At 67.3% G+C, this 26,935-nt stretch carries 27 protein-coding genes and 1 pseudogene; 20 read left to right on the top strand and 8 right to left on the bottom strand.

Going from position 1 to position 26,935, the window contains the following annotated elements:
* Positions 1–68: 68 nt before the first annotated feature.
* Positions 69–494: a nuclear transport factor 2 family protein gene (locus ACQEXA_RS50695; protein WP_432923196.1), complete on the bottom strand. Its 426-nt coding sequence runs from the start codon at positions 492–494 to the stop codon at positions 69–71.
* A gap of 270 nt (positions 495–764) precedes the next feature.
* Between ACQEXA_RS50695 and ACQEXA_RS50690 the strand changes: the two genes are divergently transcribed.
* From ACQEXA_RS50690 to ACQEXA_RS50665, 6 genes are all read left to right on the top strand, one after another.
* Positions 765–1,232, top strand: coding sequence for a winged helix-turn-helix transcriptional regulator (locus ACQEXA_RS50690; RefSeq protein WP_432923199.1), 468 nt, complete (start codon positions 765–767; stop codon positions 1,230–1,232).
* Between the two features lie 689 nt (positions 1,233–1,921).
* Positions 1,922–2,770, top strand: coding sequence for an MBL fold metallo-hydrolase (locus ACQEXA_RS50685; protein WP_433133338.1), 849 nt, complete (start codon positions 1,922–1,924; stop codon positions 2,768–2,770).
* A 426-nt stretch (positions 2,771–3,196) separates the two neighbouring features.
* Positions 3,197–4,198 carry a zinc-dependent alcohol dehydrogenase family protein gene (locus ACQEXA_RS50680; protein ID WP_433133336.1) on the top strand — a complete coding sequence of 334 codons (1,002 nt, stop codon included), beginning with the start codon at positions 3,197–3,199 and terminating at the stop codon, positions 4,196–4,198.
* A gap of 463 nt (positions 4,199–4,661) precedes the next feature.
* Positions 4,662–5,465, top strand: coding sequence for an alpha/beta fold hydrolase (locus tag ACQEXA_RS50675; protein WP_433133334.1), 804 nt, complete (start codon positions 4,662–4,664; stop codon positions 5,463–5,465).
* Between the two features lie 15 nt (positions 5,466–5,480).
* Entirely contained in the window at positions 5,481–6,389 is a 909-nt protein-coding gene (locus ACQEXA_RS50670; RefSeq protein WP_433133332.1) for an alpha/beta hydrolase, read from the top strand.
* 385 nt (positions 6,390–6,774) lie between these two features.
* Positions 6,775–7,359 carry a CGNR zinc finger domain-containing protein gene (locus ACQEXA_RS50665; protein WP_359407800.1) on the top strand — a complete coding sequence of 195 codons (585 nt, stop codon included), beginning with the start codon at positions 6,775–6,777 and terminating at the stop codon, positions 7,357–7,359.
* Positions 7,360–7,437: 78 nt separating this feature from the next.
* Here the strand turns inward: ACQEXA_RS50665 and ACQEXA_RS50660 are convergent, their stop codons facing one another.
* The gene (locus ACQEXA_RS50660) at positions 7,438–8,370 is read right to left on the bottom strand and encodes a ketopantoate reductase family protein (protein ID WP_433133330.1); all 933 of its coding nucleotides are present in this window, start codon (positions 8,368–8,370) and stop codon (positions 7,438–7,440) included.
* A gap of 301 nt (positions 8,371–8,671) precedes the next feature.
* Between ACQEXA_RS50660 and ACQEXA_RS50655 the strand changes: the two genes are divergently transcribed.
* The 6 genes from ACQEXA_RS50655 (at position 8,672) to ACQEXA_RS50630 (ending at position 13,866) form a co-directional block, all read left to right on the top strand.
* Positions 8,672–9,400: a flavin reductase family protein gene (locus ACQEXA_RS50655; RefSeq protein WP_433133328.1), complete on the top strand. Its 729-nt coding sequence runs from the start codon at positions 8,672–8,674 to the stop codon at positions 9,398–9,400.
* 8 nt (positions 9,401–9,408) lie between these two features.
* Entirely contained in the window at positions 9,409–10,614 is a 1,206-nt protein-coding gene (locus tag ACQEXA_RS50650; protein WP_432923225.1) for an alpha/beta fold hydrolase, read from the top strand.
* Positions 10,615–10,641: 27 nt separating this feature from the next.
* Entirely contained in the window at positions 10,642–11,535 is an 894-nt protein-coding gene (locus tag ACQEXA_RS50645) for an alpha/beta hydrolase (RefSeq protein WP_432923228.1), read from the top strand.
* A 52-nt stretch (positions 11,536–11,587) separates the two neighbouring features.
* A complete protein-coding gene (locus ACQEXA_RS50640) occupies positions 11,588–12,376 on the top strand; it encodes an enoyl-CoA hydratase/isomerase family protein (RefSeq protein WP_433133326.1) in 789 nt (262 codons plus the stop codon).
* 236 nt (positions 12,377–12,612) lie between these two features.
* On the top strand, positions 12,613–13,605 hold the full coding sequence (locus tag ACQEXA_RS50635) for a hypothetical protein (protein ID WP_432923234.1): 993 nt from the start codon (positions 12,613–12,615) through the stop codon (positions 13,603–13,605).
* A gap of 3 nt (positions 13,606–13,608) precedes the next feature.
* Entirely contained in the window at positions 13,609–13,866 is a 258-nt protein-coding gene (locus ACQEXA_RS50630) for a helix-turn-helix domain-containing protein (protein WP_433134783.1), read from the top strand.
* Here ACQEXA_RS50630 and ACQEXA_RS50625 read toward each other — a convergent pair.
* A complete protein-coding gene (locus ACQEXA_RS50625; protein WP_433133324.1) occupies positions 13,778–14,473 on the bottom strand; it encodes a class I SAM-dependent methyltransferase in 696 nt (231 codons plus the stop codon). The genes ACQEXA_RS50630 and ACQEXA_RS50625 overlap by 89 nt on opposite strands.
* A 79-nt stretch (positions 14,474–14,552) precedes the next feature.
* Between ACQEXA_RS50625 and ACQEXA_RS50620 the strand changes: the two genes are divergently transcribed.
* Positions 14,553–15,503 (top strand): AraC family transcriptional regulator, encoded by a 951-nt coding sequence (locus tag ACQEXA_RS50620; RefSeq protein ID WP_433133322.1) that lies wholly within the window; start codon positions 14,553–14,555, stop codon positions 15,501–15,503.
* On the opposite strand, the gene ACQEXA_RS50615 is transcribed toward ACQEXA_RS50620, so the two are convergent.
* Positions 15,454–15,855, bottom strand: coding sequence for a hypothetical protein (locus ACQEXA_RS50615; RefSeq protein ID WP_432923243.1), 402 nt, complete (start codon positions 15,853–15,855; stop codon positions 15,454–15,456). The two genes, ACQEXA_RS50620 and ACQEXA_RS50615, sit on opposite strands and share 50 nt — an antisense overlap.
* Complete coding sequence (locus ACQEXA_RS50610) at positions 15,846–16,010, bottom strand: hypothetical protein (protein ID WP_433133320.1); 165 nt, start codon at positions 16,008–16,010, stop codon at positions 15,846–15,848. Before ACQEXA_RS50610 ends, ACQEXA_RS50615 begins: the two co-directional genes overlap by 10 nt.
* 325 nt (positions 16,011–16,335) lie before the next feature.
* Between ACQEXA_RS50610 and ACQEXA_RS50605 the strand changes: the two genes are divergently transcribed.
* The 5 genes from ACQEXA_RS50605 to helR all read left to right on the top strand — a co-directional run bounded on the left by ACQEXA_RS50605 (position 16,336) and on the right by helR (position 22,588).
* Positions 16,336–17,178 carry an FkbM family methyltransferase gene (locus ACQEXA_RS50605; RefSeq protein WP_433133318.1) on the top strand — a complete coding sequence of 281 codons (843 nt, stop codon included), beginning with the start codon at positions 16,336–16,338 and terminating at the stop codon, positions 17,176–17,178.
* 554 nt (positions 17,179–17,732) lie between these two features.
* Positions 17,733–18,551: a Teneurin-2 gene (locus tag ACQEXA_RS50600; RefSeq protein ID WP_432923252.1), complete on the top strand. Its 819-nt coding sequence runs from the start codon at positions 17,733–17,735 to the stop codon at positions 18,549–18,551.
* Between the two features lie 18 nt (positions 18,552–18,569).
* Entirely contained in the window at positions 18,570–18,692 is a 123-nt protein-coding gene (locus tag ACQEXA_RS50595; RefSeq protein WP_433133316.1) for a hypothetical protein, read from the top strand.
* Between the two features lie 329 nt (positions 18,693–19,021).
* A complete protein-coding gene (locus tag ACQEXA_RS50590) occupies positions 19,022–20,251 on the top strand; it encodes a glycosyltransferase (RefSeq protein WP_433134781.1) in 1,230 nt (409 codons plus the stop codon).
* Positions 20,252–20,440: 189 nt separating this feature from the next.
* A complete protein-coding gene (helR, locus tag ACQEXA_RS50585) occupies positions 20,441–22,588 on the top strand; it encodes an RNA polymerase recycling motor ATPase HelR (protein WP_433133314.1) in 2,148 nt (715 codons plus the stop codon).
* A gap of 498 nt (positions 22,589–23,086) precedes the next feature.
* On the opposite strand, the pseudogene ACQEXA_RS50580 reads toward helR, so the two are convergent.
* A pseudogene (locus tag ACQEXA_RS50580) lies at positions 23,087–23,485 on the bottom strand (maleylpyruvate isomerase N-terminal domain-containing protein); the annotation flags it as partial.
* Between the two features lie 134 nt (positions 23,486–23,619).
* Between ACQEXA_RS50580 and ACQEXA_RS50575 the strand changes: the two are divergent.
* The gene (locus ACQEXA_RS50575) at positions 23,620–24,039 is read left to right on the top strand and encodes a winged helix-turn-helix transcriptional regulator (protein WP_432923261.1); all 420 of its coding nucleotides are present in this window, start codon (positions 23,620–23,622) and stop codon (positions 24,037–24,039) included.
* Between the two features lie 198 nt (positions 24,040–24,237).
* Here the strand turns inward: ACQEXA_RS50575 and ACQEXA_RS50570 are convergent, their stop codons facing one another.
* Positions 24,238–24,717 (bottom strand): hypothetical protein, encoded by a 480-nt coding sequence (locus ACQEXA_RS50570; RefSeq protein ID WP_433133312.1) that lies wholly within the window; start codon positions 24,715–24,717, stop codon positions 24,238–24,240.
* 92 nt (positions 24,718–24,809) lie between these two features.
* On the opposite strand from ACQEXA_RS50570, the gene ACQEXA_RS50565 reads away from it, so the two are divergent.
* Positions 24,810–25,241, top strand: a complete 432-nt coding sequence (locus ACQEXA_RS50565; protein WP_433133310.1) for a MerR family transcriptional regulator — start codon at positions 24,810–24,812, stop codon at positions 25,239–25,241.
* A gap of 245 nt (positions 25,242–25,486) precedes the next feature.
* Here the strand turns inward: ACQEXA_RS50565 and ACQEXA_RS50560 are convergent, their stop codons facing one another.
* Positions 25,487–26,707, bottom strand: a complete 1,221-nt coding sequence (locus ACQEXA_RS50560; RefSeq protein ID WP_433133308.1) for an RNA-guided endonuclease InsQ/TnpB family protein — start codon at positions 26,705–26,707, stop codon at positions 25,487–25,489.
* Positions 26,708–26,935 lie beyond the last annotated feature (228 nt).

Genomic DNA, 26,935 nt, shown 5'->3' with positions numbered 1-26,935 from the left:
AGCCGGAAAACAATTTTCGTCATGGCCGGCGCAGAGCATCACGTTCACTGTTCGTTCCGATTCAGAACTCAGGAGGCTGCCGAGGGGAAAACCTCGAGGCCCTCGATCACGTCGCGCCCCTTGGCGGTGTCCGCGTACAGCCGCGCCTCCGTGATCAGCCCGTCGGAGACGGTGAACAGCAGGCAGTGTTCGTTCTCCATGGTGCGGCCGTTCTTCGCCTTCGCCCTGGCCGTGACAGGGACGACCACGTGCGTCCCGGCGTCGAGCACCGCGTGCGCGTCGTAGTTGAAATACTCGTAGTAATGATCGAAAAGGTCCTGGTAGAAGGCGACAAAGCCTTCGCGGCCGCGGAATGTGCCGCCGTAGGGCAGAGATGTGGGGAAATGGAAGACCACGTCGGGTGACATCAGGGTCACCAGATCGGATGAATCGTTCTTCTCGAATCCGGAATAGGCTCGTCGGCAGGCATCCACGATCGCCTGGTTGTGCGACATGCTTCCTCCATATGTGGGGCTGAAGCGGTGGTGGACAAGAAAGTGTTCCGGCCTGCACCGGATCTCAGCCGGTGGTGCACGCACGGTGGAGAGACGTAGCGACGGATCGACCGGCTCGTCAGGGGTGGGCAGCCGATCCACCGAGTCGAACAAGCCGCTGACGACACAGACGGAACCCTTGAGTCCGGCTCGATACGCTAAGTCTTAATCCGGAACCTAGGTGGCGTCAAGGCTGAGTTCCAGATGGCAACCCTGGAGTATGCTGGCGTCATGGAGTGGCAAGAACTTGATCTGGGCAACTGCAGCGTCGCGGCAACCCTGGCCCTGGTCGGCGAGCGATGGACTCTGCTCATCCTGCGCGAGGTCTTTGCCGGGCTTCACCGCTTCGACGAGATCGCCGACCACCTCGGGGTCTCCCGCCGTGTCCTGACCGAACGCCTTCGACAGTTGGTCGACGCCGGCCTCCTGGAACGCCGGAGTTATCAGGAGGCGGGGCAACGCGCCCGCCAGGAGTACCACCTGACGACTCAGGCACACGACCTGCAGTGGGTGTTGGCCGCCCTCCTCCAGTACGGCGACACCCATCTGGGCGAAGAAGCGGGCGCGCCCGTAGTACTGCAGCACTCCGGCTGCGGCGGCCCCGTTCATGTCGAGCTGCGCTGCTCCTGCGGGCACGAGGTCGCCGGCTCCGAAGTGGAGCCGGTCCTGGGCCCGGGCGCAATCAGGGTGTCTTCCTGATGCCACCGGCCCGAGACCGGACTTGATCCGCCTTGACGGACACCCGCCTGAACGTCCACAGACCACAGCGCTCGGTCCAGGCTCGGATCTCGCGCCGGTAGAAGTGCGTTCGTCGCGCGTCTCCAATGTGCAGAACTACGCGCCGCGGTCCGCGGTCACCGCCAGTCCCCGCCTGCAGGAGTCGCGACGGCTCCTTGCTTTCGCCTGAGGTCACGTGAGTGGTAGCTGTTCGCCGGCCGCCACACCGACTCCGCGATCGCACGCGCAGCGCGTCAACTGGGCGAACGGCAGCCCCCTGGTCCGTGCGGCATGTGGCGCCCGAACTACCGCCCGGACGTGGCTATTTGACTGCATAGGCCTGCGACCCACATGGTCTCTGGTCTGCCAACTGGCGTCGCGCCCCATCGGCAGGGAGCGGTCTCGAAGGGGCGCCTGCAGAACGCCATGGGGGCGCGGCCAGGCCACACGTTGTCGGCCGGCAACCACAGGCCGCCAGTGCCAGGTCACCCGGCTACGTACCATCGGACCACCCACTACCCCTCACGGCATCCATTTGATGCAGCCTCCGCAAGGGGGTAAATGTGGTCTTTGTGAATCACTTGATTCCGTACTGGCCAGGCAAGTTCGCCGGCGTCCCCACTGCCCGCGCATAGCGGTCCTACGGGCAGTTACACCACCAGGAACTGATCATGCCCGGAGCATCCCTGAGCTGGAGTGTCCGCGTAGCCCCGTCGATCCCCACCGAGATCTCGGACCTGCCGCCCGACCTCCCCAAACGTATGTGGTCGCCGATCACGGCTACGCTCATCGCAGGCGAGCGCGACGCGGTGCTGGTCGACGCGCTGATGACCACCGAGCAGGCCAGTGGGCTCGCTGACTGGGTCGCCGCGAGCGGCAAGACCCTCACGACGGTCTTCGTGACCCACGGGCATGGGGACCACTGGTTCGGGCTGGGCACTCTTCTCGAACGTTTCCCGCATGCCCAGGCGTTTGCCACGCCAGCGGCGGTGGACCAGATGCAGAAGCAGATGGCGCCGGAGTTCGTTGCGTCGTACTGGAACACGCGCTTCCCGGGCCAGATCCCCGACAGGTTGGTCGCGGCCGAGCCGCTGGGCGGCGATCGGCTGGAGTTGGAGGGCAACGACCTCGTCGTGGTGGAGCTTGGGCACACCGATACCGACGACACCACCTGCCTGCACGTGCCGTCGATCGGGCTGGTTGTGGCCGGTGACGCCGTCTACAACGATGTCCACCTCTACCTCGCCGAATCGCCCGCCGAGGGCCGTCGAGCCTGGCTCGACGCACTGGACACCATCGACGCGCTGAACCCGCAGGCGGTTGTCGCAGGACACAAGCGCCCCGATCGCCCCGACGCCCCGCAGACCATCGCCGAGACCCGGCAGTACATCCGCGACTTCGAGACGGTCGCGGAGCGCACCACGACCACCCTCGACCTCTACCGCGGCATGCTGGAACTGCACCCGTCCCGGGTCAACCAGGGCGCGCTCTGGGGATCGGCCAGGTCTGCCAAAGGTTGACCAGCAACCGGCTTCGTGGCTGGCCCACGACGCCAGGCACTGCGGAAATGTTTATCAAACGAGGGCAGTAATCGAGTGGTCGCACTGCGATCTCCATCGGTTCGGACCGCCGGCATAGTAATGCCGTGCGGAATTCATGAAATTCTCCCGAACATCCCTATCACATTGGAAACTGTCGCGACCGATGCAATTGCGGTGACTGCCTGCACGGCCCCGCATGCGCCTCACAGCCACGAGAGTTATCGTCACTAGATGAGGACGTTTGCCGATGAATATTCGCCCCGGGCAGGCGCCGCGAGTGTAGTTCCTGGCCGCTCCGCAGCACCCGAACGCCGAAGGTGACAAGATCGGCGGCAAGGCATCGCCTATACATGTGTTGATCAATTCGTCACCTATATAGGTGACGACACGTGCAGGAGTCCGAGAATGAAAGCGATCCGATTCGCCCAGCACGGAGAGCCGACCGAGGTCCTTTCCGTCGAAGATGTGCCTGTTCCGGTTCCCGGAGAGGGACAGGTGAGGGTCCGCATCCTGGAGACACCGGTAAATCCGTCTGATCTCCTGTATGTGCGGGGATACTACGCGGGCGTCGAGGCACATTTCCCGGCGCCGACCGGGTTCGAGGGTGTCGGCATAGTGGAAACCGTGGGGCAAGGCGTCAAAGACGTAGCCGAAGGGCAGCGGGTATCGGTCGTCAATGGACCGGGAGGCAACTGGGCCGAATACGCCGTCGTCCCGGCCGGCGAGTTGTTCCTCGTACCAGATGAAATACCCGATGACCAGGTGGCATCCTTCGTCATCAACCCGGCCTCCGCCATCCTTATGGTCCGCCATGTACTGGCGGTACCCAAAGGGGAATGGCTCCTCCAGTCAGCGGCCGGGTCCGAATTGGGACGCATGATCATCAGACTGGCCAAGCGTGATGGCATCCGTACCGTGAACATCGTCCGCAGACGCGAGTCAGCAGCAGAACTGGAACGCCTCGGCGCGGATGTCGTCATCGTGTCCACCGAAGGGCCGATCGACGAACAAGTACGCAGAATGATCGACCCCGAAGGCGTCAAGTACGCCATCGATCCTGTGGTAGGAGAAACCGGCACCCAGATCTTCAAATCACTCAGCGAGGATGGGCGCATGCTGGTCTACGGCTCCCTCACGCGCGAGCCGATCCGCATCGGCGATGACCCGCGCTACATCCTGGCGGGTCGACGAACCCTGGAAGTCTACTGGTTGGGATACTGGCTTCCGAGGCTCACAGATGCGCAACGAGAGCAGTTGAGTCGGGACATCGCGGACCTTATGCGTGAGGGGATTGTGGAAACGTCTCCCGGGCGCAAGTACTCCCTCGACCAGATCCATGAAGCAGTCACCCAGGCCGAGGAGAAGGGAAGACAAGGAAAGGTATTCCTTGTCCCCGGAAATATGTAGCGCGGTCAGTCGCGGTCCGTCGTCTGCGCTATGCAAACCCGCCCACCAGAAGAAGGTCCGGCGTGCGGGCTGCCGCAGACGCCGGGAGAGGTTTTTCCACACGGCTGCCGGCGTCAGCGCTTCATGTCCAGAAACGGACGTGCAAGTCGGCCGGTCAAGCCCGAGCCGACATCCTCCCGGACTCGATGCAGTAGCTCGCAACACGCCCCCTCGGGTCATCAGACCGAGATGGGGAGGGGCTCCGTTCCCTGGGCGGGCCGACAGCATGCGCGGAAGAGGACCCCCCTGCAGCCGCAGGCGCCACCCGGGGTCGGCCGCTGACGGAAGAGAGTCAGGAGGTAATGGAGCGCTGTCGTCCATCAGACCGAGCACCGAGGCCCAAGAACAGGGGTCGGCGCCCAGGCGCTCCGGCGCACGGGCGGCACGGGTGGCACGGGTGGCACGGGAGGAAGGAGGTGGCAGGGTGACTTACTCGCCGCAGGACGGGCCCGAGGGCGAGCAGCCACAGGGCTCGGACACCATCACCGGCGACTTGGTGTTCATCCATGGTTTCCAGGACAACGCCGAGCTCTGGCAAGACGTCATCAACCATCTGGAGTGCCCAGGGTGGGTGTCGATCCCGGTGAGTCTCCACCACACGGGGCTCCGGGAGCCCCACCGCCGAGGGAAGACGCTGGAGGCCTACCGCGATCAGGCTGCTGAGGCCATCGGCAGGTACGACGGCCCGTCCGGCCGGCCGACCGTCGTTGTCGGACACAGCATGGGAACCCAGATCGCCGAGCTCCTCGCCGTGGCACACCCGCGGCGCACGGTCGGACTCGTGCTGATCAGCCCCATACCGCTGCGAGGGTACGAGTTGTCGCCTGCGGAGTTCACCGCCTTCGAAGCCTCGGCCCGCAACCGCGACCCCGAGGCGGCCGCCGAGTCCCGCAAGAAGTTGTTGGTCTCCAGGTCAGCAGACGTTGTCGACACTCTGGTGGCGGCATCGCTCGCCACTCCGAGCGACACCGCGATCGAGGCTTTGCACGCCTGGACCGACGGCCATCCGCTGGGTGACGCGCCTTCGCAGGTCACCGCGGCGACCGTGATCATCACCACCGATGACACGTTCGCTTCCCGTCGACTAGTCAGCGAACAGGTGGCGCCCCGGTTCGAGCACTGCGAGATCGCATACGTCCCTGGTGCCGGGCCCTGGTCTCACGTCGAGCAACCCGCCGCCGTAGCACGCATCCTCACCGACTTCGTGAACAAATCGGTGACTGTATAGAGGGGTGAACGGTTCATGAGCCACCAGGACGTGTTTGTTCCTGTTGAGGGCGACATACAGTTGCACGCCTGGGTCTTCCGCCCGCCGACAGGCAGCGGCCCCTTTCCGGGGATCACCATGGCGCACGGCTTCGGCGGAGTGAAGTACCGCGGCTTGGAAGGATATGCGGAACGCTTCAGCCAGGCCGGTTTCGTCGTCCTCGTCCACGATCACCGTGGATTCGGTCTCAGCGGTGGCGAGCCACGCGGTGACATCGACCCTTGGCAGCAGATCGCGGACTGGCGGCGGGCGATCTCCTTCTTGGCGGCCCTCGACGACGTCGACGCCCGCCGGATCGGTGTCTGGGGTTCAAGTTACGCCGGCGGTCACTCGATCGTTTTGGCGGCCACCGATCGTCGGATCAAGGCCGCGGTGGCGCAGGTTCCGACCATCAGCGGCTATGAGCAGGGCCTGCGTCGCGTACCCGCCGACCGCAAGCGCGCACAGGAGGAGCTGTTCGACGACGACGAACGTGCGCAACTGGCGGGCAAGCAGCCCGCGTATCAGCTCCTCAACAGCCTCGATCCCGAGGTGCAGGCTGCCTACCATTCCCGGGCCATGGCGGAGTCCGACGCCCATTTCTCGCTGCCGCCCTCTGTCGAAGAACCCAAGCACATCACGCTGCGGTCCACACGCAAAGCGCAGATGTACGAACCAGGCGCGTGGGTCACCCGCGTCTCACCGACGCCGTTGCTGATGGTCGTGGGGCGGACCGACACCGTCACCCCCACCGATCTCGCGCTCGCAGCATATGAGCGTGCTCTGGAGCCCAAGCGGTTGAGGATGTTCCACGGTGACCACTTCGACTCCTACGTCGCGGCCTTCAAGCCGACGAGTGAAGCCGCCGCCGAGTGGTTCTGTGAACACCTCGCCGAACCGGGGTGAGGCCGGAGGGACCCCGTCAGCCACACCTGCCTGTCGGCGTCACGCTCGCCTCCGTGCCCAGCGAGTCCCGCCCGGCCGATCGGCATGTCGTCTCCGAGTCCGCCGTCGCGTCGACAGGCTGGAAAGCCGTCACCACGCCTTCGGACACCGCCTGGCACGAAAGGCGCGCTCGAGCGACACTGCACGCGGGCGAATCGAAATACGCTACGTCGCGTTCCTTATGTCACTGAGTGTAACGTCGATTTGCGATACCCGGTTGCCTTGATCGTGCCGCACCCAAGGCGCCGCCCATATTGACCTCACTCCCACAAGCCTCTCCAAAAAATAGATAAAAGTTGTATGCTTATGTCGCTCACATACGCATCGACTGCGAGGAGTGATCCGAATGGGCTGGCCAGCTACGGTTCGCTACGGCACTGAGTCGGCACCGGGCGGGCTCGGCTTCGTCCAGGACCTCATGAACACCATCTCCGCCGGCAAGCCCCGCGCCGCGGACCTGCTGGCGGATCCCGGCGAGGCCCAGGCTTGGCTTGATCGGGCGCTGGTGCAGTGGAGCGAGGCCACCGGCGCGGCCGTGGCCGGAATCGAACTCGAGCCGCACGACCAGGAGGAGCTTCGTGCCTTCCGGGACGATCTGCGCCGGGCTACGGGGCAGGGCCGCGACGACGCGCTTCCGCCGCTGCACACCGCGGCCATCGCGATGCAGCTCGGCGGGAACGGGGAGGTGCGACCGGAGCCGCGCGGCACCGGTTGGCGGCGGGTCGCGGCACTGGCTCTGATCGAGATCTTCCAGGCCCAGCAGGCCGGCAACTGGCAGCGACTGAAGCTGTGCCGCAACGAGCGGTGCGGGACGGTGTTCTTCGACCGGTCGCGCAACAACAGCGGAGTCTGGCACGACGTCAAGGTCTGCGGGAACGCGGCGAATCTGCGGGCCTACCGCGCCAGGCAGCGCGCCCAGAGCACTTCGTAGGCGCCCTTTGGCATGTCAACAGCGTGGGGGCTGCCCACCGAAGAGTTTCGGTGGGCAGCCCCCACGCGTATGGAGCGTTCAGGCGGAGCCGGCGCTCTCGATCCGGTGCTGGTGCACGCGGAGGTGCATCGTGGTCAGATCCAGCAGCGGAACGTCCAGCCCGAGCCGCTCAGCGCGGGAGACCAGGTCCCCGAAGATGTGCTCGACCTCGGCACTGCGGCCGCCTGTCACATCGCGGTAGAGCGACGAGGTGAGCGAAGAGCCGGCTGCCGTGACGGTCGCCAGCGTCTGCTGAAGGTCCGCATCAGGCACAGGGTGGCCGGCGGCAGCGGCGATGGACGCGCTCTCCTGGACCACGCCTTCGGCGAAGGCAGTCCCGCCGGGGACGGCCACGACCTCGCCCACCGATCCCCGCATCAGGCAGGTCACCGCGCTCACCGCCGCGATGAAGACCCACTTGGCCCACATCTCTCCATCGATGTCATCGGAGAGCCCGGTCGGGAACCCGGCGTCGCTGAGGGATCGGTGCAGGTGCTCCAGTCGCGCCGGGGAGGTCTCGTCCCGGGCGCCGTAGCGGAGGCTCTGGAGATCGGCCAGCCGGACGATGTCGCCGTTGTCATCGACTGTGGTGACCACCTTCGCCACACCGCCGAGCACTGTCTCGCCACCGAACCGTGCGGCCAGGGCGTCGATGTGGCGCATCCCGTTGAGGAACGGGACGATCAGCGTGTTCGGACCGACCGCGGGTGCCATGTCATCAATGGCCGGCTCCAATCCGGTGGCTTTGACGGAGAGCAGGACCACGTCGTAAGGGGCATCGACATCGCCGGCCTGCACCGTGCGGGGAGCGAGGACTGTCTGCTCCCCCAGACCGATGATCCGCAGTCCCCGCCGGGCCAGGCGCTCCGCGCGCTCCGCCCGTACCAAGAAGGTCACGTCCCGGCCCGCCTGGGCGAGCCGGGCTCCGAAGTAACCGCCGGTCGCACCGGCACCCACCACCAGGATCCTCATAAGCCACTGCTCCTCTCACGACCTGGCGACGACACCCCGCCTACACGCCTTCTGTTAGAGGCAATCACGGTGCGGTCATTTCCCATTTGTTTCCTTGGTCCCTCTTGAAAACGAAGTCTACTGGATCACTCCTCCTTGCACGACATAAGTAACCCGCTTACGCTTATGTCATAGGAGCTCGATGCCGAGCACCGCCCCCGGCCTCCGGCCAGCGCCGCCATGACGAGCCGCTTCACCGGTCATGGCCGTACGGCACACAGCGCTGTCCATGCGCCGCGCCTCAATCGATGGAGGGCCTCAAATGATCATCGACGCTGCGGAGCTCGACGCCACTCACGCATACAAACTGCTGATCGGAAGCATCATTCCGCGGGCCGTGGCCTGGGTCAGCACAGTGTCCGACGAGGGCGTCGCCAACCTCGCGCCCATCTCGTTCTTCACCGCGGTCGGGCGGAAGCCGCCCATGGTGTCGATCAGCCTGCAGCCCAAGGCGGATGGGGTGACCCTGAAGGACACTTTCCTCAACATCCGTGACACGGGCGAATTCGTCACCAACCTCGCGACGCTGCCGCAGGCGGATGCCCTGCACCATTCGGCGTTCGAGTTCGACCGGGACGTGGATGAGTTCACGGCGCTGGGGCTGGCCAAGGAGCCTTCCGAAGTGGTGCGCCCGCCGCGGATCAAGGAGGCGCCGATCTCGTTCGAGTGCGTCGTCGACCGCATCATTCCGGTCGGGGACGACGGCGTCGATCACGTGGTGTGGGGCCGGGTGGTGCGCTTCCACGTCAGGGACGACCTCTACCTCGAGCGCGGGCGGATCGACACCGCCGCACTACCGGCCGTGGGCCGCCTCGCCGGCGAGTACACCCTGGTCGACAACGTCTTCACCACGCCCCTGGACCAGGAGTTGCTCGCGGCGAGACAGGGCCGACGGATGGCGCGCCTGGACGCGAAGACGGCCGACTGGTCCCCGCTGGACACCAAGGAATGGTCCCCCTCGGGCGCGACGACGCCTGCCCCCGGAAAGTGAGCACCGTGATGAGGACTGAACGGATCGGGGCAACCGATGTGCGGTTCCGCCGGCAGGGCGAAGGCGACCTCGCCCTGGTGTTCGTCCACGGCTTCCTGGACGACCAGTACGTCTGGGACCCGCTGACCGCCGAACTCAAGACGACCGGTATCGAGTGCGTCACCCTCGACCTGGCCGGCTGCGGGGATCGAACAGCGGCGAGCGGGCCGTTCGGATACGACCGGTTCGCCGAGGAGGTGTCCTCTGTCGTCGACGCCCTCGGCAAACCCTTCGTCATCGTCGGACAGAGCATGGGAACGGCGGTGGCCGAACTGGTCGCGGCTCAGCGGCCCGAACGAGCAGTGGGCCTGGTGCTGCTGACCCCGGTTCCGCTCGGGGGCGCACAACTGCCTGATGAGGCGATCGACCCGTTCCGTTCCCTGGGCGGCGACCCCGCGGGGCAGCGTGCGGTGAGGACGCAGTTGTCGGCCGCCATGCCCGAGGCGGAGCTCGACCGCTTGGTGGTCAGCGGTTGTCGCGTCCGTCCCGAGGTCGTCCGTGACTTCGCCGACTGCTGGAACACCGGGCACCTGGCGGGCAGGCAGGCAAGTCGCTTCAAGGGCCCGGTGCTCATCGTGCGCGGGGACGAAGACGGCTTCGTCACCGAGGAGTTGGTGCGTGGCATCACGCCGCGGTTCGACTCGGCGGAGTCGGTGTCGGTCGGCGGGAGCGGGCATTGGGTCCACCTCGAGCAGCCGGCCCAAGTCGCGGGCCTTCTCGACCACTTCCTGGCCGAAGCCCTCTCCTCCGACCGCGATGCTTCCTCGCGAACCGTGCGCCCGCAGGGCTGGACCAACGCCTTCGCGGAGAAGTCGGCCACGGCTTTCGGTGACACGTTCGTTTCGGATGTGGTGCTGGAGGCGAGTGCGCTCACCCGACCGATCACGGGTCGAGACCAGGTCAAGGACGTGATGGCCGCGGCTAGTTCGGTGTACGAGTCGCTGGCCTTCACCCGCGAGGCCGTCAACGGGGACCACACCTATCTGGAGTGGCAGGCAACGGCGTTCGAGGGCATGCAGCTCCAGGGCGTGACGATCCTGACGAAGGACGACGGCGGCCGGATCGTCCGGATCGCCATCCATCACCGGCCGCTGGGCGCGCTGCACCGGTTCTCCGCGGAGTTGCGGGAACGTCTGCGCGGCGTGGTCGACCCCGAGCATTTCCACCAGGGCTGAGTCCCGTTTTCCTCAGGAAGGTTATTCATGGTTGAGCGTCAGACCGTCGAGTTCGAAGCCGACGGCGGAGTCACGTTGCGCGGTTGGCTCTTCCTGCCGGACGGGCCGGGCCCCCATCCGGCGATCACGATGGCCCACGGCTACGCCGGGGTCAAGGAGCACGGCCTTGAGCCCTTCGCGCAGGCCTTCGCCGAGGACGGGTTCGTCGTTCTGCTGCACGACCACCGCACCTTCGGGGCCAGCGACGGCCAGCCGCGGCAGGACGTCGACCCCTGGAGGCAGATCGCCGACTGGCGGCGGGCCATCTCCTACCTGGAGAGCCGGTCCGAGGTCGACGCCGACCGGATCGGACTGTGGGGTACGAGCTACGCGGGCGGCCACGCGATCGTGCTGGGCGCGACCGACCGCCGACTGCGTGCTGTGGTCTCCCAGGTGCCGACCATCAGTGGCTACGAGCAGGGGCTCCGCCGCATCGCACCGGACGCCGTCGCGACGCTGGAGGAGGCCTTCTCCGAGGACGAGCGGGCGCAGTTGCGCGGCGAGGCTCCACGTACCCAGGTCATTGTGAGCAGTGACCCTGCCGTACCCGCCTCCTACCGGTCGCAGGAAGCCATCGACTTCTACCTGCAGCCCAAGCCCGACGGCGTATGGGAGAACGAGGTCACGGTCCGCTCCACCCGCGCGGCCCGCATGTACGAGCCCGGGCCCTGGATCACACGGGTCTCCCCCACACCGCTGCTCATGGTGGTCGCCCTGAACGACACCGTGACCGTGACCGACCTTGCGCTCGCCGCCTACGAGCGTGCGCTCGAACCCAAGCGGCTGCAGCTCATCCCGGGCGGTCACTTCGACCCGTACACCACGCAGTTCGACCAGGCGAGCGCCGCCGCCCTCGCATGGTTCCGCGAGCACCTCGCCTGACGACCGGACAACCCCACGGGCCGCATCGCCGGCACGATCTCAAGGACGAAGCATGCCCCATCTCACCCACTCCATCGACGACGGCCTCGCCACGCTGGTCCTGAACAACCCGCCGCAGAACCGCATCGGTCCGCAGTTGGCCACCGAACTCTCCGAAGCTCTGGAGTCGATCGGCCGCAGCGGTGCCCGAGCGGTCCTGGTGCGCGCCGAAGGCCCGGACTTCAGCTTCGGTGGTGACATCGTCGACTGGCCGGGTGCGGACGTACGGGAACTGCGGACCCTCTTCGAGCGCTACATGCAGGTCTTCAACCAGCTCGAGCGCCTGCCGCTGCCGGTCATCGCCGCGGTACACGGCCTGTGCTTCGGCGGCGGTCTCGAGCTCGCGCTCCGCGCCGATGTCGTCTTCGCCGCCGAGACGGCCCGCTTCGGCCACCCCGAGCAGACCCTCGGTATCGTCACCCTGCTCGGCGGGATCTACCGGGTCGCCGAACGAGCGGGCCGGGCGCGCGCCGCGGAGTGGGCGCTCACCTCGGAGCAGGTACCGGCCGCGGTCATGGCCGACGCCGGCGTGATCAACCGGGTCGTTCCCGACGACGCCCTGCTGGCCGAGGCGACGGCCTTCGCCCGCAAGGCGGCCAAGGGTCCCACCCGCGCCTACGCCGCGCACAAGGCCCTGCTGCGGGCCTGGGCGGTCGGCGGGATCTCCGCTGCGGACGAGGCCATGTTCGACATCGCCATGCCGCTCTTCGAGACGGAGGACGTCACAACGGGTCTCGCCTCGGCGGTCAAGGCCTTCAAGGCCGGGCTGCCCCGACCCGCCATCGACTTCCAGGGCCGCTGACCGTCAGGACCTGCCCGCCGCAGGTGGGCAGGTCTCCCCCGCGCACGTGGGTCGGGGCCCTGCCGAAGGCTGTCCCGACCACATCAACCCCTTCACCTTCGACCCACGGATGGCCCCCGGGGCCGTCGCCACCGCCGCACGGCTCCAGGGGGTGGCTCGGCGCTGGACCATCCCCCGGAGTCACCACGAACGGCCATGCGGCCGTCGATCCACCCCCTGTCATGGAGAAATCCGGAGTGCATCCCCAGCTTCATGCCCCGCCGCATCACAGGCGCCGCAAAACCGTCCGCGCCTGGTTGCAGCCGTTCCTCATAGGCCTGGTCATCGTCTCTGCGTTCGTCAGCTGCTACATCGGTCTCACGCGAGATCCCCAGCCGCACCGCATACCCGTGGCGGTCACGGGGCCCCTGCTGGCGAACAAGGTCCAGCAGGCCCTGGGCAATTCGATCGACGCCCAGCAAGCCGACTCCACCGGTGAGGCACGCGACGCGCTCCTCCATCGGGATGTGGTGGCCGTGCTCGGCACGGAACATCACGGCAAGGCGCTCAAGCTCGACGTCGCGAGCGCGAACGGCCTGTCGACGACGACTGCGGTCACCAAGCTCGTCACCGCGTACGCACACGGCGCGGACCAGCACGTCACCGTCTCCGACGTCGTACCGCTCGACCAGTACGACGCACGCGGCCTGGCAGGGTTCTACGTCGCCTTCGGAGTGACCCTCTCCGGCTTCGTCCTCGCCCAGAACGTCATGGGGTTGAGCAATCTGCTGCATCTGCGGCACCGCTTCACCCTCATCACCGGCTTCTCCGCAGCGTCAGGCCTTGTCGCAGCCACCATCGCCGGCCCCGTCCTCGGCGCCGTCCCCGCACCGTTCCTTCCTCTCGCATTCGTACTGGCCCTGCTGGCGGCCGCCGCAGCGTTCACCACGAAAACGCTGGCCACATATCTCGGACCTTTGGGTGTCCCCCTCGCCACGTTGCTGCTCCTGACCATCGGAAACTCGACCAGTGGCGCAACGATCGGCACCGACCTGATGCCCAGTGGAGCCCGAGCGGTCTCCGCGCTCCTGCCTCCCGGCGCCGCCGTCCGCGCCGTGGCCGACCTCAGCTACTTCGACGGTTCCCATGTGTTCGCCCCGCTGGCGACGCTCGTTCTATGGGCCGCGGGTGCCGCGTTCCTGCTGGCCAACCGCACTGAGCGGACAGCGCCCAGCCTTCAGGCCGCCTGAGCGATCGAGATCGCGGCCCACCTCTACCTCAGCGTGCACACCGTGGACCCCCACGTGCGGAAGGCGTTCCGGAAACTCGGCGTCCACTCCCGGTGTGAGCCGGCCAAGCAGAAGGTCACCTCAGCTCGCCTTGAAGAGCGCCTTGTCTCTGCGGGAGTATTTGGTTCGAGGTTCAGGCGTCGCGCACGTTCGGACAGGCGACCTCGATGCGGATGCTTCCACCGATCCGCAGCGCCGTGGTGCGGGTTGAATCCATGGTGAAGCCAGCCGCGGCGATCTTCTGCGATACCGCGTCGCCGACGTTTTCGCGTAGCTGTTCGCGCATCCGGCCGCGCATCCCGACCTTCCCGGGCCCGCGGCCGTGCGCATGGACCTGTCCGTGCTCGTCGAGCACCGCGTCGGCCAGGACCAGCAGCCCGTCGGGCCGCAGCACCCGGCGCACTTCGGCCAGGAGCGCGTCCTTCGACGTGCTGTCCAGGTGGTGCAGCATCAGGCTGGAGAAGACTCGGTCGAACGAGGCGTCGTCATAGGGCAGTTCCTGTGCGAACCCGCGGTCCAGGCGTACGGTGAGGCGGGCCCGCCGGGCCTTGCGCCCGGCCTGGGCCAGCGCCTTGGGGTCAGGGTCCAGCCCAACGAGGTCCACGTTCCGGTGCCGCTGACCGGTCGCCCGCAGCAGGTTCCCGGTACCGCAGCCCACGTCCAGCACTCGATGCCCGTCCCGTAAGGCGGCCAGCGTGATCATCTCCTGATGGACGGAGTGCAGCCCGAACACGCGGTGCGCCACGTCATAGAGCGGCGTCAGGAAGTGCTTGCCCAAGCCTGGGATGTACTCCCGCTCGGTATGCGGCTGAGACAGTTTTTCGGTCATGTCCTCATTCTGACTGCGACTTGAGCTGCGGACCTGTACCGATTTGTGGCTCCCATGGGACGATTCGACGGTGCGGACCATGCGAACGGCGCCCAGCCGGGACCGGCCGGCGACCTACTCGATGCGGCCGGCACCCGGCGAGCTACCCGTGGCGACCTGGCGGCTGGACCACAGCTGGGAGAGCACCGGCACATTCGAGGAGCACGCGCACGACTTCCCCGGCCTGGCGTACTTCCAGACCACCGGCGGGCTGCTACGCACCGGCCGGCGGTCCTGGCCGATCGAGGCCGGCGACCTGTTCGTCGTCGCGCCCGGCGACGTGATGGGCCACTTCCACGCCGGCGACCTGGCCCACGCCCAGGGCTGGGGCGTGTTCTTCACCGCCGACGTACTCGGCCCGGACGTCCCCGGCACCCACCTGGCCTGGCGCACGCACCCACTGCTGTTTCCCTTCGTCCGTGGCGGAGCGATCGGCGCCCTGCGGATGCGGGTGCCCGAGGCGGAGCGGACCGAATGGACCGCCCGGATCCAGGCCCTCCACGACGAACTGACGCACCGCCAGGACGGCTACCGAGAGGCCGTGGCGGCCCACCTGACCCTGCTGCTGATCGCGGTGTCCCGGCTCGCTGCCGACGTCGTGGGCAACCTACGCGAGAACCACGAACAACTGCTCGCCGAGGTGTTCGAGGTCATCGAACAGCGCTATCCGCAACCGCTGTCACTGCGCGACGTGGCCGCCGCGGTCAACATCTCCCCAGGCCACCTCACCTCGACGGTACGCCGAAAAACCGGGCGTACGGTGCAGGAGTGGATCACCGAGCGACGAATGGTACAAGCCCGGCGCCTGCTTGCCGCGACCGAACTGCCGATCGGCGAGATCGGCAGGCAAGTGGGCTTCCCGGACGCCGGGTACTTCGCCCGCACCTTCGGCAAGGTGCACGGAACGAGCCCCGCACAGTGGCGACGGGCCGGCGCCGAACCTACAACTCGCACCACTCGCCCAGATCGCGAGGCGCCCCCGTCCGGATGAAGTTGCGCACGAGGACCCACGCACGGTCGACAGTCAGGACAAAGTCACCAGTGAACACTGCCAGGTCGTCCATGATCGGGATGTCGACCGCGACATCCGCCGCGACGGTGCCATCGCCGACGAGAAGAGACGTCACCTCAGCGTCATCGAACAGATGGATGACCGCCTGATTGCCTCGGAAACCCAGGGCCAATCGAGGAAACTCACCGCTTGGCAACCGGACTTCGAGGTACCCCTGACCACGGAAACGCAATACGGTGAGGCGATCCGACAGAGCCCTCACGCCCGAACGTCTCTCCACTGCGGAAAACCGTCCCGATTCCGGTGACGTCGCCGCCCACATCACGCCCATCTCTGCACCTCCGCCACGCACCCCGTCTCGACCTCGGGCTCGCCAGGGACGAAGTCCCGGTTGTAGTCGTACGGCGCCATCGCCGCGCCGATCGCCTCGGACACGTCCCGTGGGCCACAGCCGCGGACGCACACAGTCACTCGTTCTTTCGCCATGGCCCTTTCCGCATGTCATCGTCGCCGGGCCGCAGGCCACGAGCCGGCTGTCGCAGCCCCGCCGCCGCGACCGCGCACGGCGCCTCGGTACGCCGCCATGTTCGCCGGCTCCCCCAGGTGCCGGCGGCCCGGATTCGGCCTCCCCCGGCCCGTCCCTCGACCACCGCTGTCAGGTCGACATGGTGGGCTGTCCGACGCGGGTGGGCCAAACCACCCGTTTCATCCCGCAGCGTCCCACGTCGGCCGCACACATAATCCACACGGGCGATCAACTTGGATCCATGAACTACGCGACATGGCCATGTTTGGCTCCTACGATGGCGCAATGCGACTCCCGGAACTCGAACAAGCGAACGCCCGCACGCTGGCCCACACGACGTCTTTCCGGCCGGTCTCCACGGGTGAGATCATCCGCGTCCACCGCAAGAAGCACCCGTATCGGGGCTACGTCGAGATCGACTCTCCGTACTGCCCGCCGTTCGTGATGTTCTGCGTGAACGACGACGCGGTCGCCCTCGACACGGTGTGGAACGGTAAGTTCGGTTACGAGCCCGGCAGCCTCGCCACGTGGTCACGCCTCGCTGCGAAGAGCACGACGATCGCCGACGTCGGAGCGCACGTCGGCTACTTCTCCATGATCGCGGCACTCGCCAGCCCTAAAGCGAAGGTGCACGCGTTCGAGCCCGTGGACATGGTCCACGCCCGACTTGCGGTGAATGTCCGGTCGAACAACGTCCAGAACGTAAAGCGTTACCAGGCGGGTGTGTCGAGCGAGCCGGGCTGGGCCGACATCAGCGTCCGGTTCTCCGCAAATCTCCTCTCGACCGGCTCGTCCCTGGAGCATGCCGCCGCCGACGCCGAGATGAAGCGCATCAAACTGGTCACCCTCGACGAGGTCTTCGCCGACACGAAGCTCGACCTCATCAAGATTGACGTCGAGGGCCACGAAATGTCGGTCCTTCAAGGTGCGCAGCAGGTCTTGAAGCGCGATAGGCCCGCTGTGATGCTCGAGGCCCTGCCGAACGCGCCGCTGGATTCGCTCATCGCCGAGTTCAGCCCGCTCGGCTACGACTCCCACTGGATCGCCGAAGCCGACGGGTCGCTCGTGCCGTCGACGGCGCCTCGGCCGAAGGGCTCGCGGAACCTGCTGTTCGCACCCCGCGGCTAGTCCACGCCTTATGGCCGCAGGCCCCCATCGGGTCGGCGCCTCCCTTGCCCAGATCGCGTGCAGTCTGCGCGACGGGGGGACCAGGATCCGGGTGGAGCAGAGCCAAGACGTCAGCCCTGAACGCGGGCGAATATACGCTGATCACCATAAACGGACGTCCTCTTCCGGCCCCCTGCGGGGTGGGGAGAGGGCGTCAATTGCTCAAGAGATAGTTCTGGCGATAGGTAACGACAAGTCGAATCTCACTCAAGAGTTAATCAAGATTTCCGGTTATTGACGTAGTAATACACCGACTGCACGCCGAACAACTGCATTGTTCAACCGGGCATCCATGACGGATCACGAGTCGTGCATCGAGTGACCACTGGGCATTCATCCGTATTTCCCGCTGCGCGGATATCTTCGCGCTGGCACTAATCGTGCCGGACGGGAAGTCGGTGAGCATGTCCCACGGTGACGGAATCCCGCGGCGCAGTATTCTTCGCATCGGCGGAGGGGCAATTGTCTCGGCGGTTGTCGGGGCACCCGGCGGGACCTGGCCAATAGCCGGTGTCATGAACAGCCTCGGCTACGACGGCCGGCTCCCCGCCGTGCAATCGCACCTCAACCATCCTCATGGCGTGGCGGCGGACGCGCGCGGCAACGTCTACATCGCCGACACCTACAACAACCGCATCCGCATGGTCGACCAGGCAGGCGTGCTCTCGAACGTGGCCGGCGACGGTTGGCCCGGCTACACCGAAGACCACACGCCCGCGGTGTACGCCCGACTGAACCATCCCCACGCCGTCGCCGTGGACGGCACCGGCAACGTGTACATCGCGGACACGTACAACAACCGCATTCGGATGGTCTCTGGGGACGGTGCCATCAGCACGCTCGCCGGAACCGGCACCGCCGGCTACAACGGTGACGGCATCCCGGCGAGCAGGGCCCAGTTGAACCACCCCTGCGGCATTGCCGTCGACCCGTCCGGCAACGTCTACGTCGCCGACACCTACAACCATCGCGTGAGGCTCATAGGCCAGGACGGGCGGATCCGTACCGCCGTCGGCAACGGCGTCGCAGCCAGGTCCGGCGACGGCGGCCCGGCCGCGGCCGCCTCGCTCAACGCGCCACACGGTATCGACATGGACGACGCCGGCACGCTGTACATCGTCGACACCCTTAACAACATCGTCCGGACTGTCAGGGACGGCGTGATCAACACCGTGGCCGGCACCGGCGCGTTCGGCACCACGGGCCGCAGCGGCGGACCCGCCCTGTCCGCCACCCTTGCCGGCCCGTTCGACGTGGCTGTCGACCGTAACAACGGCGACCTGTACATCGTGGAGGGCAGTCAATCCGTCCTGCGAGTAGCGGCATTGAGCTGAGAGGCGCTCCGCCCGTTCGTGCTCATCGGCAGCCGGCCCGCGGTCCGTGGAAAGCAGTCCCCCGCCGCGTACCACCGCCAGGGCGACCTCTGGCAGGCGCGGCGGGCCCTCCTCTACCAGGAGGCATCCGGCGCGCAGTGACGGGTGCTCAACGAGCCTTCATGGAGTACCGCAACGTCCAGTCTGTGGGGGACAACGCGGCCACCTGCTTCATCCTGTAGGACGGCAAGCACACCGAGGGTTGGGCCAAAGGGCCGGTCGACAGTTCCGTCGTACGCGGCGCGCCGCCACTTCGCGAGACGCTGGCCCGTCTGCAGCGGGCCGCAAAAAGTAAAGGCAAGGAGGTAACCCTCTCCTTGCCACTCTCAACTTATAGCTCACTGGGGGGCTTGCCGCAAGGCCCGGGTCGTACTGCACAATCGTCCGCCGAGCCAGAAACCTGGGGGAAATAGGTGAGTCTCGAAGTATGTGTGCTGTTGTCTACCTACGGGTCGCGCGGGGACGTCGAACCGCTGGTGGGACTCGCGGTGCGGTTGCGGGCGCTCGGCGCGGAGGTGCGGGTGTGTGCTCCGCCGGACGAGGAGTTCGAGCGGCGGTTGGCCGATGTCGGAGTGCCGTTGGTGCCCGTCGGCCGGTCGGCGCGCGCGTTGACGACCGGGGCGCCACCGCCGTCATCCCTGCCCGAGCGTGCGGCCGAGTTGATCGCCGGCCAGTTCGAGGTGCTCACCGCGGCGGCCGAGGGATGCGATGCGTCGGTGGCCATCGGCGTGACGCCGGCCGCAGCGGGCGCACGGTCGGTGGCCGAGAAACTCGGTATCCCCTCCGTGTCCGTGACCCTCCAGCAGCTCACCCTGCCGTCGCCGCACCACGCGCCGTTGGCGTATCCGGGCAGGCCGTTCCCGCCGGGGGTGACCGACAGCCGGGTGCTGTGGGACCTGGACGCCGAGAGCATCAACGCGCTGTTCGGTGCGGCGCTCAACGCGAACCGTGCGTCGATCGGCCTGACACCGGTCGACAACGTCCGCGACTACGTCATCGGCGACCAGCCGTGGCTGGCGACGGACCCGGTCCTGGACCCGTGGCGGGAGACGCCGGACCTCGACGTCGTCCAGACCGGCGCGTGGATCCTGCCCGACGTTCATCCACTCCCGCCCGACTTGCTGGCGTTCCTGGACTCCGGGACGCCTCCGGTGTACGTGGGCTTCGGCAGCATGCCCATGGGCACATCGAAGGACATCGCCGAGGTGGCCATCGAGGCGATCCGCGCGCAGGGCCGCCGTGCGGTCGTGGCCCGCGGCTGGGCCGCCCTGGGCCTGATCGACGACCGGGACGACTACTTCCTCGTCGGCGAGGTCAACCAGCAGGCACTGTTCCGGCGGGTGGCCGCTGTGGTGCACCACGGCGGTGCGGGCACCACGACGACGGCGACCCGGGCCGGCGCGCCTCAGGTGGTGGTGCCCCAGGCGACGGACCAGCCGTACTGGGCCGGCCGGGTGGCCGACCTGGGCATAGGCGCGGCGCACGACGCGCCGACTCCGACCTTCGAGTCCCTGTCCGCCGCGCTCACGACGGCCCTGTCCCCCGAGACCCGCGCACGAGCGGTCGCCGTGGCCCGCATGATCCGTACCGACGGAGCAACGGTTGCCGCGAAACGACTGCTCGACGCGATCAGCAAGGAAAGGCCGCCGGTGCCCGCATGAAACACGCGTGACCGTCGAGCCGGCACCCAGAACACCAGCACCTGCAAACCCTGGCGACCTGACTGGCAACGGCCACGGGACCCGCACCGGGCGGAGCGTTGCCCGTCGCGGTCACCCGCTACGTCACACCGGTCCGGGCGCCTTGCCGCGCGTCATGGTCGCAAGCGGCCTCACATCGGAGCTGATCACGTGAAATCCTCGACCACCAGCGCTTTCGACCTTCCCGACCGCATCTCCCGCAAAGCCGACCCGGCCCTGATCGCCGGCGATGAACTGCACTTCGCGGCCCTTGCGGAGTGCCTCGAGCAGTCGATCGCCGAGGTCTCCGACCGCCTTGACACCGAGCGCAAGGCGCCCGGCGGCCTCGGCCGGCAGGCGATGGACCGGGACGCGGAGATCCACCGGCTGACCGCTCGCCTGCGCGCCTTGCGTCGCTTCGGCCTGGACCTGTGCCTCGGACACATGGTCAGCGCGGACAACCCCGAGCCCGTGTATGTCGGACGACTTGGACTTACGGACAGCGAGGGCCGTCGACTGCTGGTCGACTGGCGCTCCCCCGCGGCCGAACCGTTCTTCGGAGCCACCCACGCCAACCCGATGAGCTTGGCGAGCCGCCGCAGGTATCGCTGGACCCGCGGCCGGATCAGCGACTACTGGGACGAGGTGTTCACCTCGGACGGATTTGCCGGGCACGCCGCGCTCGACGACCAGTCCGCCTTCATCGCCAGCCTGGGCAGCAACCGGTCGCCACGGATGCGGGACGTGCTCGGCACCATCCAGTCCGACCAGGACGCCATCATCCGCGCGGGATCCCGAGGCGCTCTCGTCGTCGACGGCGGTCCGGGTACGGGCAAGACCGTCGTCGCCCTGCACCGCGCCGCCTACCTCCTCTACTCCGACCCCCGCCTCGGCCACCGCCGGGGCGGCGTGCTGTTCGTCGGCCCGCACCAGCCCTACCTGAGCTATGTCGCCGACGTCCTCCCCAGCCTCGGAGAGGAGGGTGTGCAGACCTGCACCCTGCGGGATCTCGTCGCCGAGGGCGCCGCAGCGAGGACCGAGGCCGACCCGGACGTGGCTCGCCTGAAGTCGTCCGCGGACCTGGTGAAGGCGATCGAGCCTGCTGTCAGGTTCTACGAGGAGCCGCCCCCCAAGGGGATGACGATCACGACCCACTGGTCCGACATCCGGCTGAGCGCCGACGACTGGGCCGTGGCCTTCGAAGCGGCAGAACCCGGTACTCCGCACAACGAGGCGCGCGACCAGATCCTGGAGGAACTGCTCACGATCCTGGTGGACAAACACGACGGCGACGCTCCGGTCGGCCTGCTCCGCAAGTCACTGCGGCAGAACAGGGAACTGCTCACGGCCTTCAACCGTGCGTGGCCGCTGCTCGAAGCGACCGACCTCGTCGGAGACCTGTGGTCGGTACCCGCCTACCTGCGGATGTCCGCTCCCTGGCTCAGTCCCGACGACGTTCGGCGGCTGCAGCGCGAGGACCCCCAGGCCTGGACGGTGTCCGACCTACCGCTCCTGGACGCGGCACGGCAACGGCTCGGCGACCCGGAGGCGGCACGGCGCAAGCGTCGGCACGCAGCGTCCCTCGCCGCCGAACGCGAGCGGATGTCCGGCGTCATCGACGCTCTGCTGGAGGCCGACGCCGACGGAGAGGGCGCGGTGACGATGCTGCACGGACGTGACCTGCAGGACGCCCTCGTCGACGGGACCGCACTGCCCGGCGCCGACCCGGACCTGCTCGCCGGCCCGTTCGCGCACATCATCGTGGACGAGGCCCAGGAACTGACCGACGCGGAATGGCAGATGCTGCTGCTGCGGTGCCCGTCCCGGAGCTTCACCATCGTCGGGGACCGTGCCCAGGCCAGGCACGGGTTCGCGGAGTCCTGGCAGGAACGGCTCGAGCGGATCGGGCTCGACCGGATCACGTTGGCCTCCCTGAGCATCAACTACCGGACGCCGGAAGAGATCATGGCGGAAGCCGAGCCGGTCATCCGGGCCGCGCTCCCGGACGCCAACGTGCCGACGTCCATCCGCAGCAGCGGCGTGCCCGTCGTACACGGATCCGCTTCGGATCTGAGCTCGATCCTCGACACCTGGCTCGCCGGGCATTCCGACGGAATCGCGTGCGTCATCGGCGATCCCACATTCCGGGAGACGTCTCGCGTCCGGTCGCTGACCCCCGAGCTGTCGAAGGGGCTCGAGTTCGACCTGGTCGTCCTCATCGACCCGGAGGAGTTCGGCAAGGACATCGAAGGAGCGGTCGACCGCTATGTCGCGATGACCCGGGCGACCCAGCAGCTCGTCATCCTCACGAGCTCCTGACGACAACCGGGCCAACGCCCGCTGCCGGCCGGGGCGGAGGCGTCCTTGGACGTCCGCACACAACCGGAGTACGTGGGCTTCCGTGCGGCCGCCTCGAAGTCGAGGGGCCGCGCGGGCCGCGGCACGATCAGTAACCGCTGAGGAGCGTTCGCACCGCGCGCAGCGCCTCAGGACCCGCGCACTGTGCCAGCGCGAGGCATCGGCAGGACGACGTCCCCAGATGAGAAGGGCGCGAACAGCCGCATCGCTCTCGATCGTGGCCGGCCCTTCCTGGGCGACCAGACGCATGCTGCTTCCGTCTGCGTCAGCTGTGACCAGGATGTCATCGGCCCCGGGGACACGCAGGCGCGCTTCGATCCGGTCGCCTCCGGCCCAGTCCAAGTAGGCGGAGCCGCGACGGTACAGCGGCCGGCCGACCTCGTTCACGCTGTGCTCGGTCACCCACGGCTCGGTGAGCGCTCGCACCGCAACGCTGTCGTCCCCCGTCACGTCCCATCGATGGAGAACGAGCTCTTCACGCATGTGTTCGGCGAAGAACGGCGCCTTCACGGAGCGGCCCGTCCAGATCACCTCGGTGTCCGGTGACAGGTCCTGCGCAGCCGCCTCGGTCACGTCGACAAGGTGTTCACACCGGGTGAGAAACGCCGACCAGAGCTCGGGATCGGTCAAGGCCCTGTAGGGGATCTCACGATCGAACCCGCGGGTCTCGACCGGTTCGCCGGCCATATGAGCGGCGAGCACCCGGGCCAGCTCTTCGGCGTTGCCCGTCTGGTGGATCAGGATGTCGCGAACGGTCCAGGCCTCGCACCAGGTGCCGTCATCGGGCCGGCGCGCCTGTACAGCATGCGCAAAGACTTCCAACTCCGGAAGAACATCATTGACACGGCTCGAAACCATACGGAACGGGGCATCCGAATACTTCTTGGCATAAACGCACGTCGAGGCAGTACGTCGGCTCAATACGGAATGCGGAGACTATGCCTCTAATAGTGACCATAGATCCATTCGGAGGCATGGTATAAGCTGTTGTCATGGCTCAAGAAGAACGGACAGTGAGCATCGACCCGAACCGGCCGATGGACATCCTCGACGCGCTCTGCCCGAGCCGTGACGTGTTCGTGGACCTGGCGGACAAGTGGGTTCTGCTCATGCTGGTGAGCCTTCGTGAACACGGCGTCCAGCGCTACTCCGAGCTGCAGCGGTCCCTGGGCGGTATCAGCCGCAAGATGCTGTCCCAGACCCTGCGGACCTTGGAACGGGACGGCATTGTCTTCCGTAACGTCGACCCCAAGGCGACCCCGCCCCTGGTGCAGTACGGACTGACCGACCTCGGCCGCGAGATAGCCGAGGAGACCCGAGCCCTGTGCACCTGGACCGAGAAGCGGGCCGTCACGGTGCACGAAGCCCGCGCCGCCTACGACCGCCGCCACGCCGTCGACCAGGAAGACTGAGCCGGCGACGCGCACTGCCGCTCCACCGCGTGCCGTATCACTCCGCAGTGACCGGTCGCCGTGTGTGGTGACCGGGTCGAGTGGGTCATCGTGGGTCATCAAGCCTCGTTGCCAACCTCATTCCCCGGCTACACGCCGGTGGGAACGGGAAGGACGACACGCCCAGCGCTGAGCGGCACGGGTGGGCGTGCTCGCACGTCACCGACTCGCTGTGCCGAGCGGGCGTCCGTCGGCCGGGCCCGCGTCGTTGCCTACGAGGTCTGCGTTTCGGCCCCATCTCCACAGCACAAGCTGGAGGACGCCGAATGCCACCTCGCCGCCGAAGAAGAGCCACAGAAGCCGCGATACACCGTGGGCCAGTGCGTACGCCTGCCACGTCGCGAACAGAGCACGCGCGATGCCGTCGAACAGTCCGTGCTCCGGCAGCGGCCTGACGATGCGCAGAACGGCCCAGACGACCACCACCGAACCCATCAGATTGGCGAACAGGATCTGCCACGGGTCGAGTTCGGGCAGGGCGCCAAGCCCGAGTGCGTTGCCGCACGACGACAGCGCGTCGTGTACCAGGGCGTAGGTCCACGGAGTTGCGAATCCGGCGGTGACGGCCAGGTCGTACCAAGCGCTCGCGCGTACGACGCGGAGGTAGGCGGAGTGCGCGGGGGTGCGAAGTCGGCTCACGATGAGGCTCCTGCTGGTCTCGTGGCAGCGATGCCCTCACGCTAAACAGTGGAGTAGGCTCCAAGGTCAAACCCGATATCCGCTGGAGGGGCATGCGCATCGGTGAGCTTGCCGCGCAGGCAGGCATGACCAGAGACACGATCCGGTTCTACGAGAAGGTCGGCCTTGTCACAGGTCGGCGTCTGCCCAACGGGTATCGCGACTTCCCGCCCGAGACGGTGTCCTGGCTCCAATACATCCGCACTGCGCAGGCACTCGGCTTCTCCCTGGCGGAGATCGCACGGAACGGCGAGACATTGCGCGAAGCACCGAATACGGCAGAAGCGCTGTCCATGCTCTTCGAGGAAAAGCTTCAGGTCATCGACACCCGTATCGCGGAACTGACCACCCTGCGGGCCGAACTGGCCACGCGCGTCGGCACCGGATGTCCACTGCGGGCGGCCGGCCTGCCGAAGCTGGGAATGATCAAGAGTGCCGATGCTCCCCGCGACCTGCCGGGACGCGCTCCGCGGAAAGGGCTGTGAGCACGGCTTGACGTGCTTCATCGGGTCTCGGTCCGACCCATGCGCCGAGTCACGAAGGAACCCAGGCCGTCGACGGGGTACGGCCTTGCGGCCGAGTCATCTGTCGGGCAGCCGAGGCCGTCCGCTTCCCGTTCAGGGACATGCCACGGCCCACCATGGCGGACACCGCGTCGTGCAGCGTTGAAGGCTCCCCTCCCTGAAGGGAGGGGATTCTCCACCCTCCAGGGCTGCGTGGGATTCACGGCTCAGGCCGCCTCTTGGTCCAGCGGACCAGGAGGTCTTACGCCCTCAACACCGTCCGGGTTCCAACCCGCCCGGACCAGCATCACGCGGGCGGAGTTCTTGTCCCTGGGCGAGACGGCTCCGCACACGGTGCAGGCATACGTTCTCATCGAGAGAGGGAGTGCGTGCTTGGTTCTCGCCCCGCACGTTGCGCAGTCCATCGTGGTGTGCGCCGGGTGCACCAGACGGACGTCCCGTGCGTGCTTGCGGCCCATCTCGATCAGGGCACGCTTCGTCGCCGCGATGGCCGCGTCGGCCGCCTTGCGGGCCATGGTGGTCTTCGCGAGGAACTTCGGGCGGAAGTCCTCCACCGCCACTCCGTCATGATCGCGCATGACGGCCTTGGCCCACTTGCGGCCGGTGTCCTCACGCTGCCGCGCGATCTTCCTGTGCAGCTTCGCGGCCTGTGCCTGCGCCTTCCGGTAGCCGGTGGATGCACGCTGTCCTTTCGGTCGCCGGCGCCGGGCCATCATCCGCTGGTACTTCGCGAGCCGCTGAGCGGACCGCTTGCCGAGTTCGGCATGCGGAAGGTCGTAGGCGTCATCCGTGGTGGTCGCGGTCTCCTTCACACCCCAGTCCACGCCCAGGACGTGGCCGGTCTCCACAAGCGGCTCGACCTGGGCCGGGGCGACGAAGGAGGCGTACCAATGTCCGAGCGTGTCCTGGTACACGCGCACACTCGACGGGTCGGCCGGAAGAGCCCGCGACCACACCACGCTCAGCACGATCTGGCCCGCAAGGTGCAGACGACCGTCCTTGAGGCGGAAACCGCGCCGGGTGTAGTTCAGGCTCGGCCTGGCCTCCCGCTTCTTCTTCCAGCGGGGCATCCCGGCCCGGCGGTGCTGCGCAAGCCCGTCCTTGATGTCCTTCAGCGCCTTCGCCCGCGACTTGGCGAAGTCCCGGATCACCTGCTGCTGCGGCACCGAGGCACCCTCGGCCAGCCACGGCATCACCCCGCGGGCGTCGGTCAGCATCCTGTCCAGCTGCGCCGGACCACACGTCAACTTCTCGCCGCCCGCTCTGCTCTGCGCGTGGGCCTGCCGGGACTTGGCCACGCATTCGTTCCAGATCCAGCGGCAGCGATCCCACTCGGCTTCGAGTGCGCGCCGGGCTGTCTTCGACAGGCGTACACGGAAGGTGTACCGGGCATGCCCGGTGTCCTTCGTGGTCGCTTCTGTCGTCATGCATCCGAACCTACCTGGGAGGACTGACAGTTGAGAGTTCTTGACCGTTGTGGGCGGCATCACGGCCGTGCGGGGTGGACGCCGGATCGCCCTGACGGCGATCCGGCTGTCCCTGCCCTGCTCCGCAGGAGTCCGATTCCTCCCCGGCCTGAAGGCCGGGGCATCCTCGGAGAAAGCCGGTGAACGCCGTAGGCGGGCCGGGACTGTTCGGTGCCGCACTGCCGCGGC

Source organism: Streptomyces sp. CA-106110 (assembly GCF_050936285.1).
Taxonomy (GTDB): Bacteria; Actinomycetota; Actinomycetes; order Streptomycetales; family Streptomycetaceae; genus Streptomyces.
This window is presented reverse-complemented; position numbering and strand designations above follow the sequence as displayed.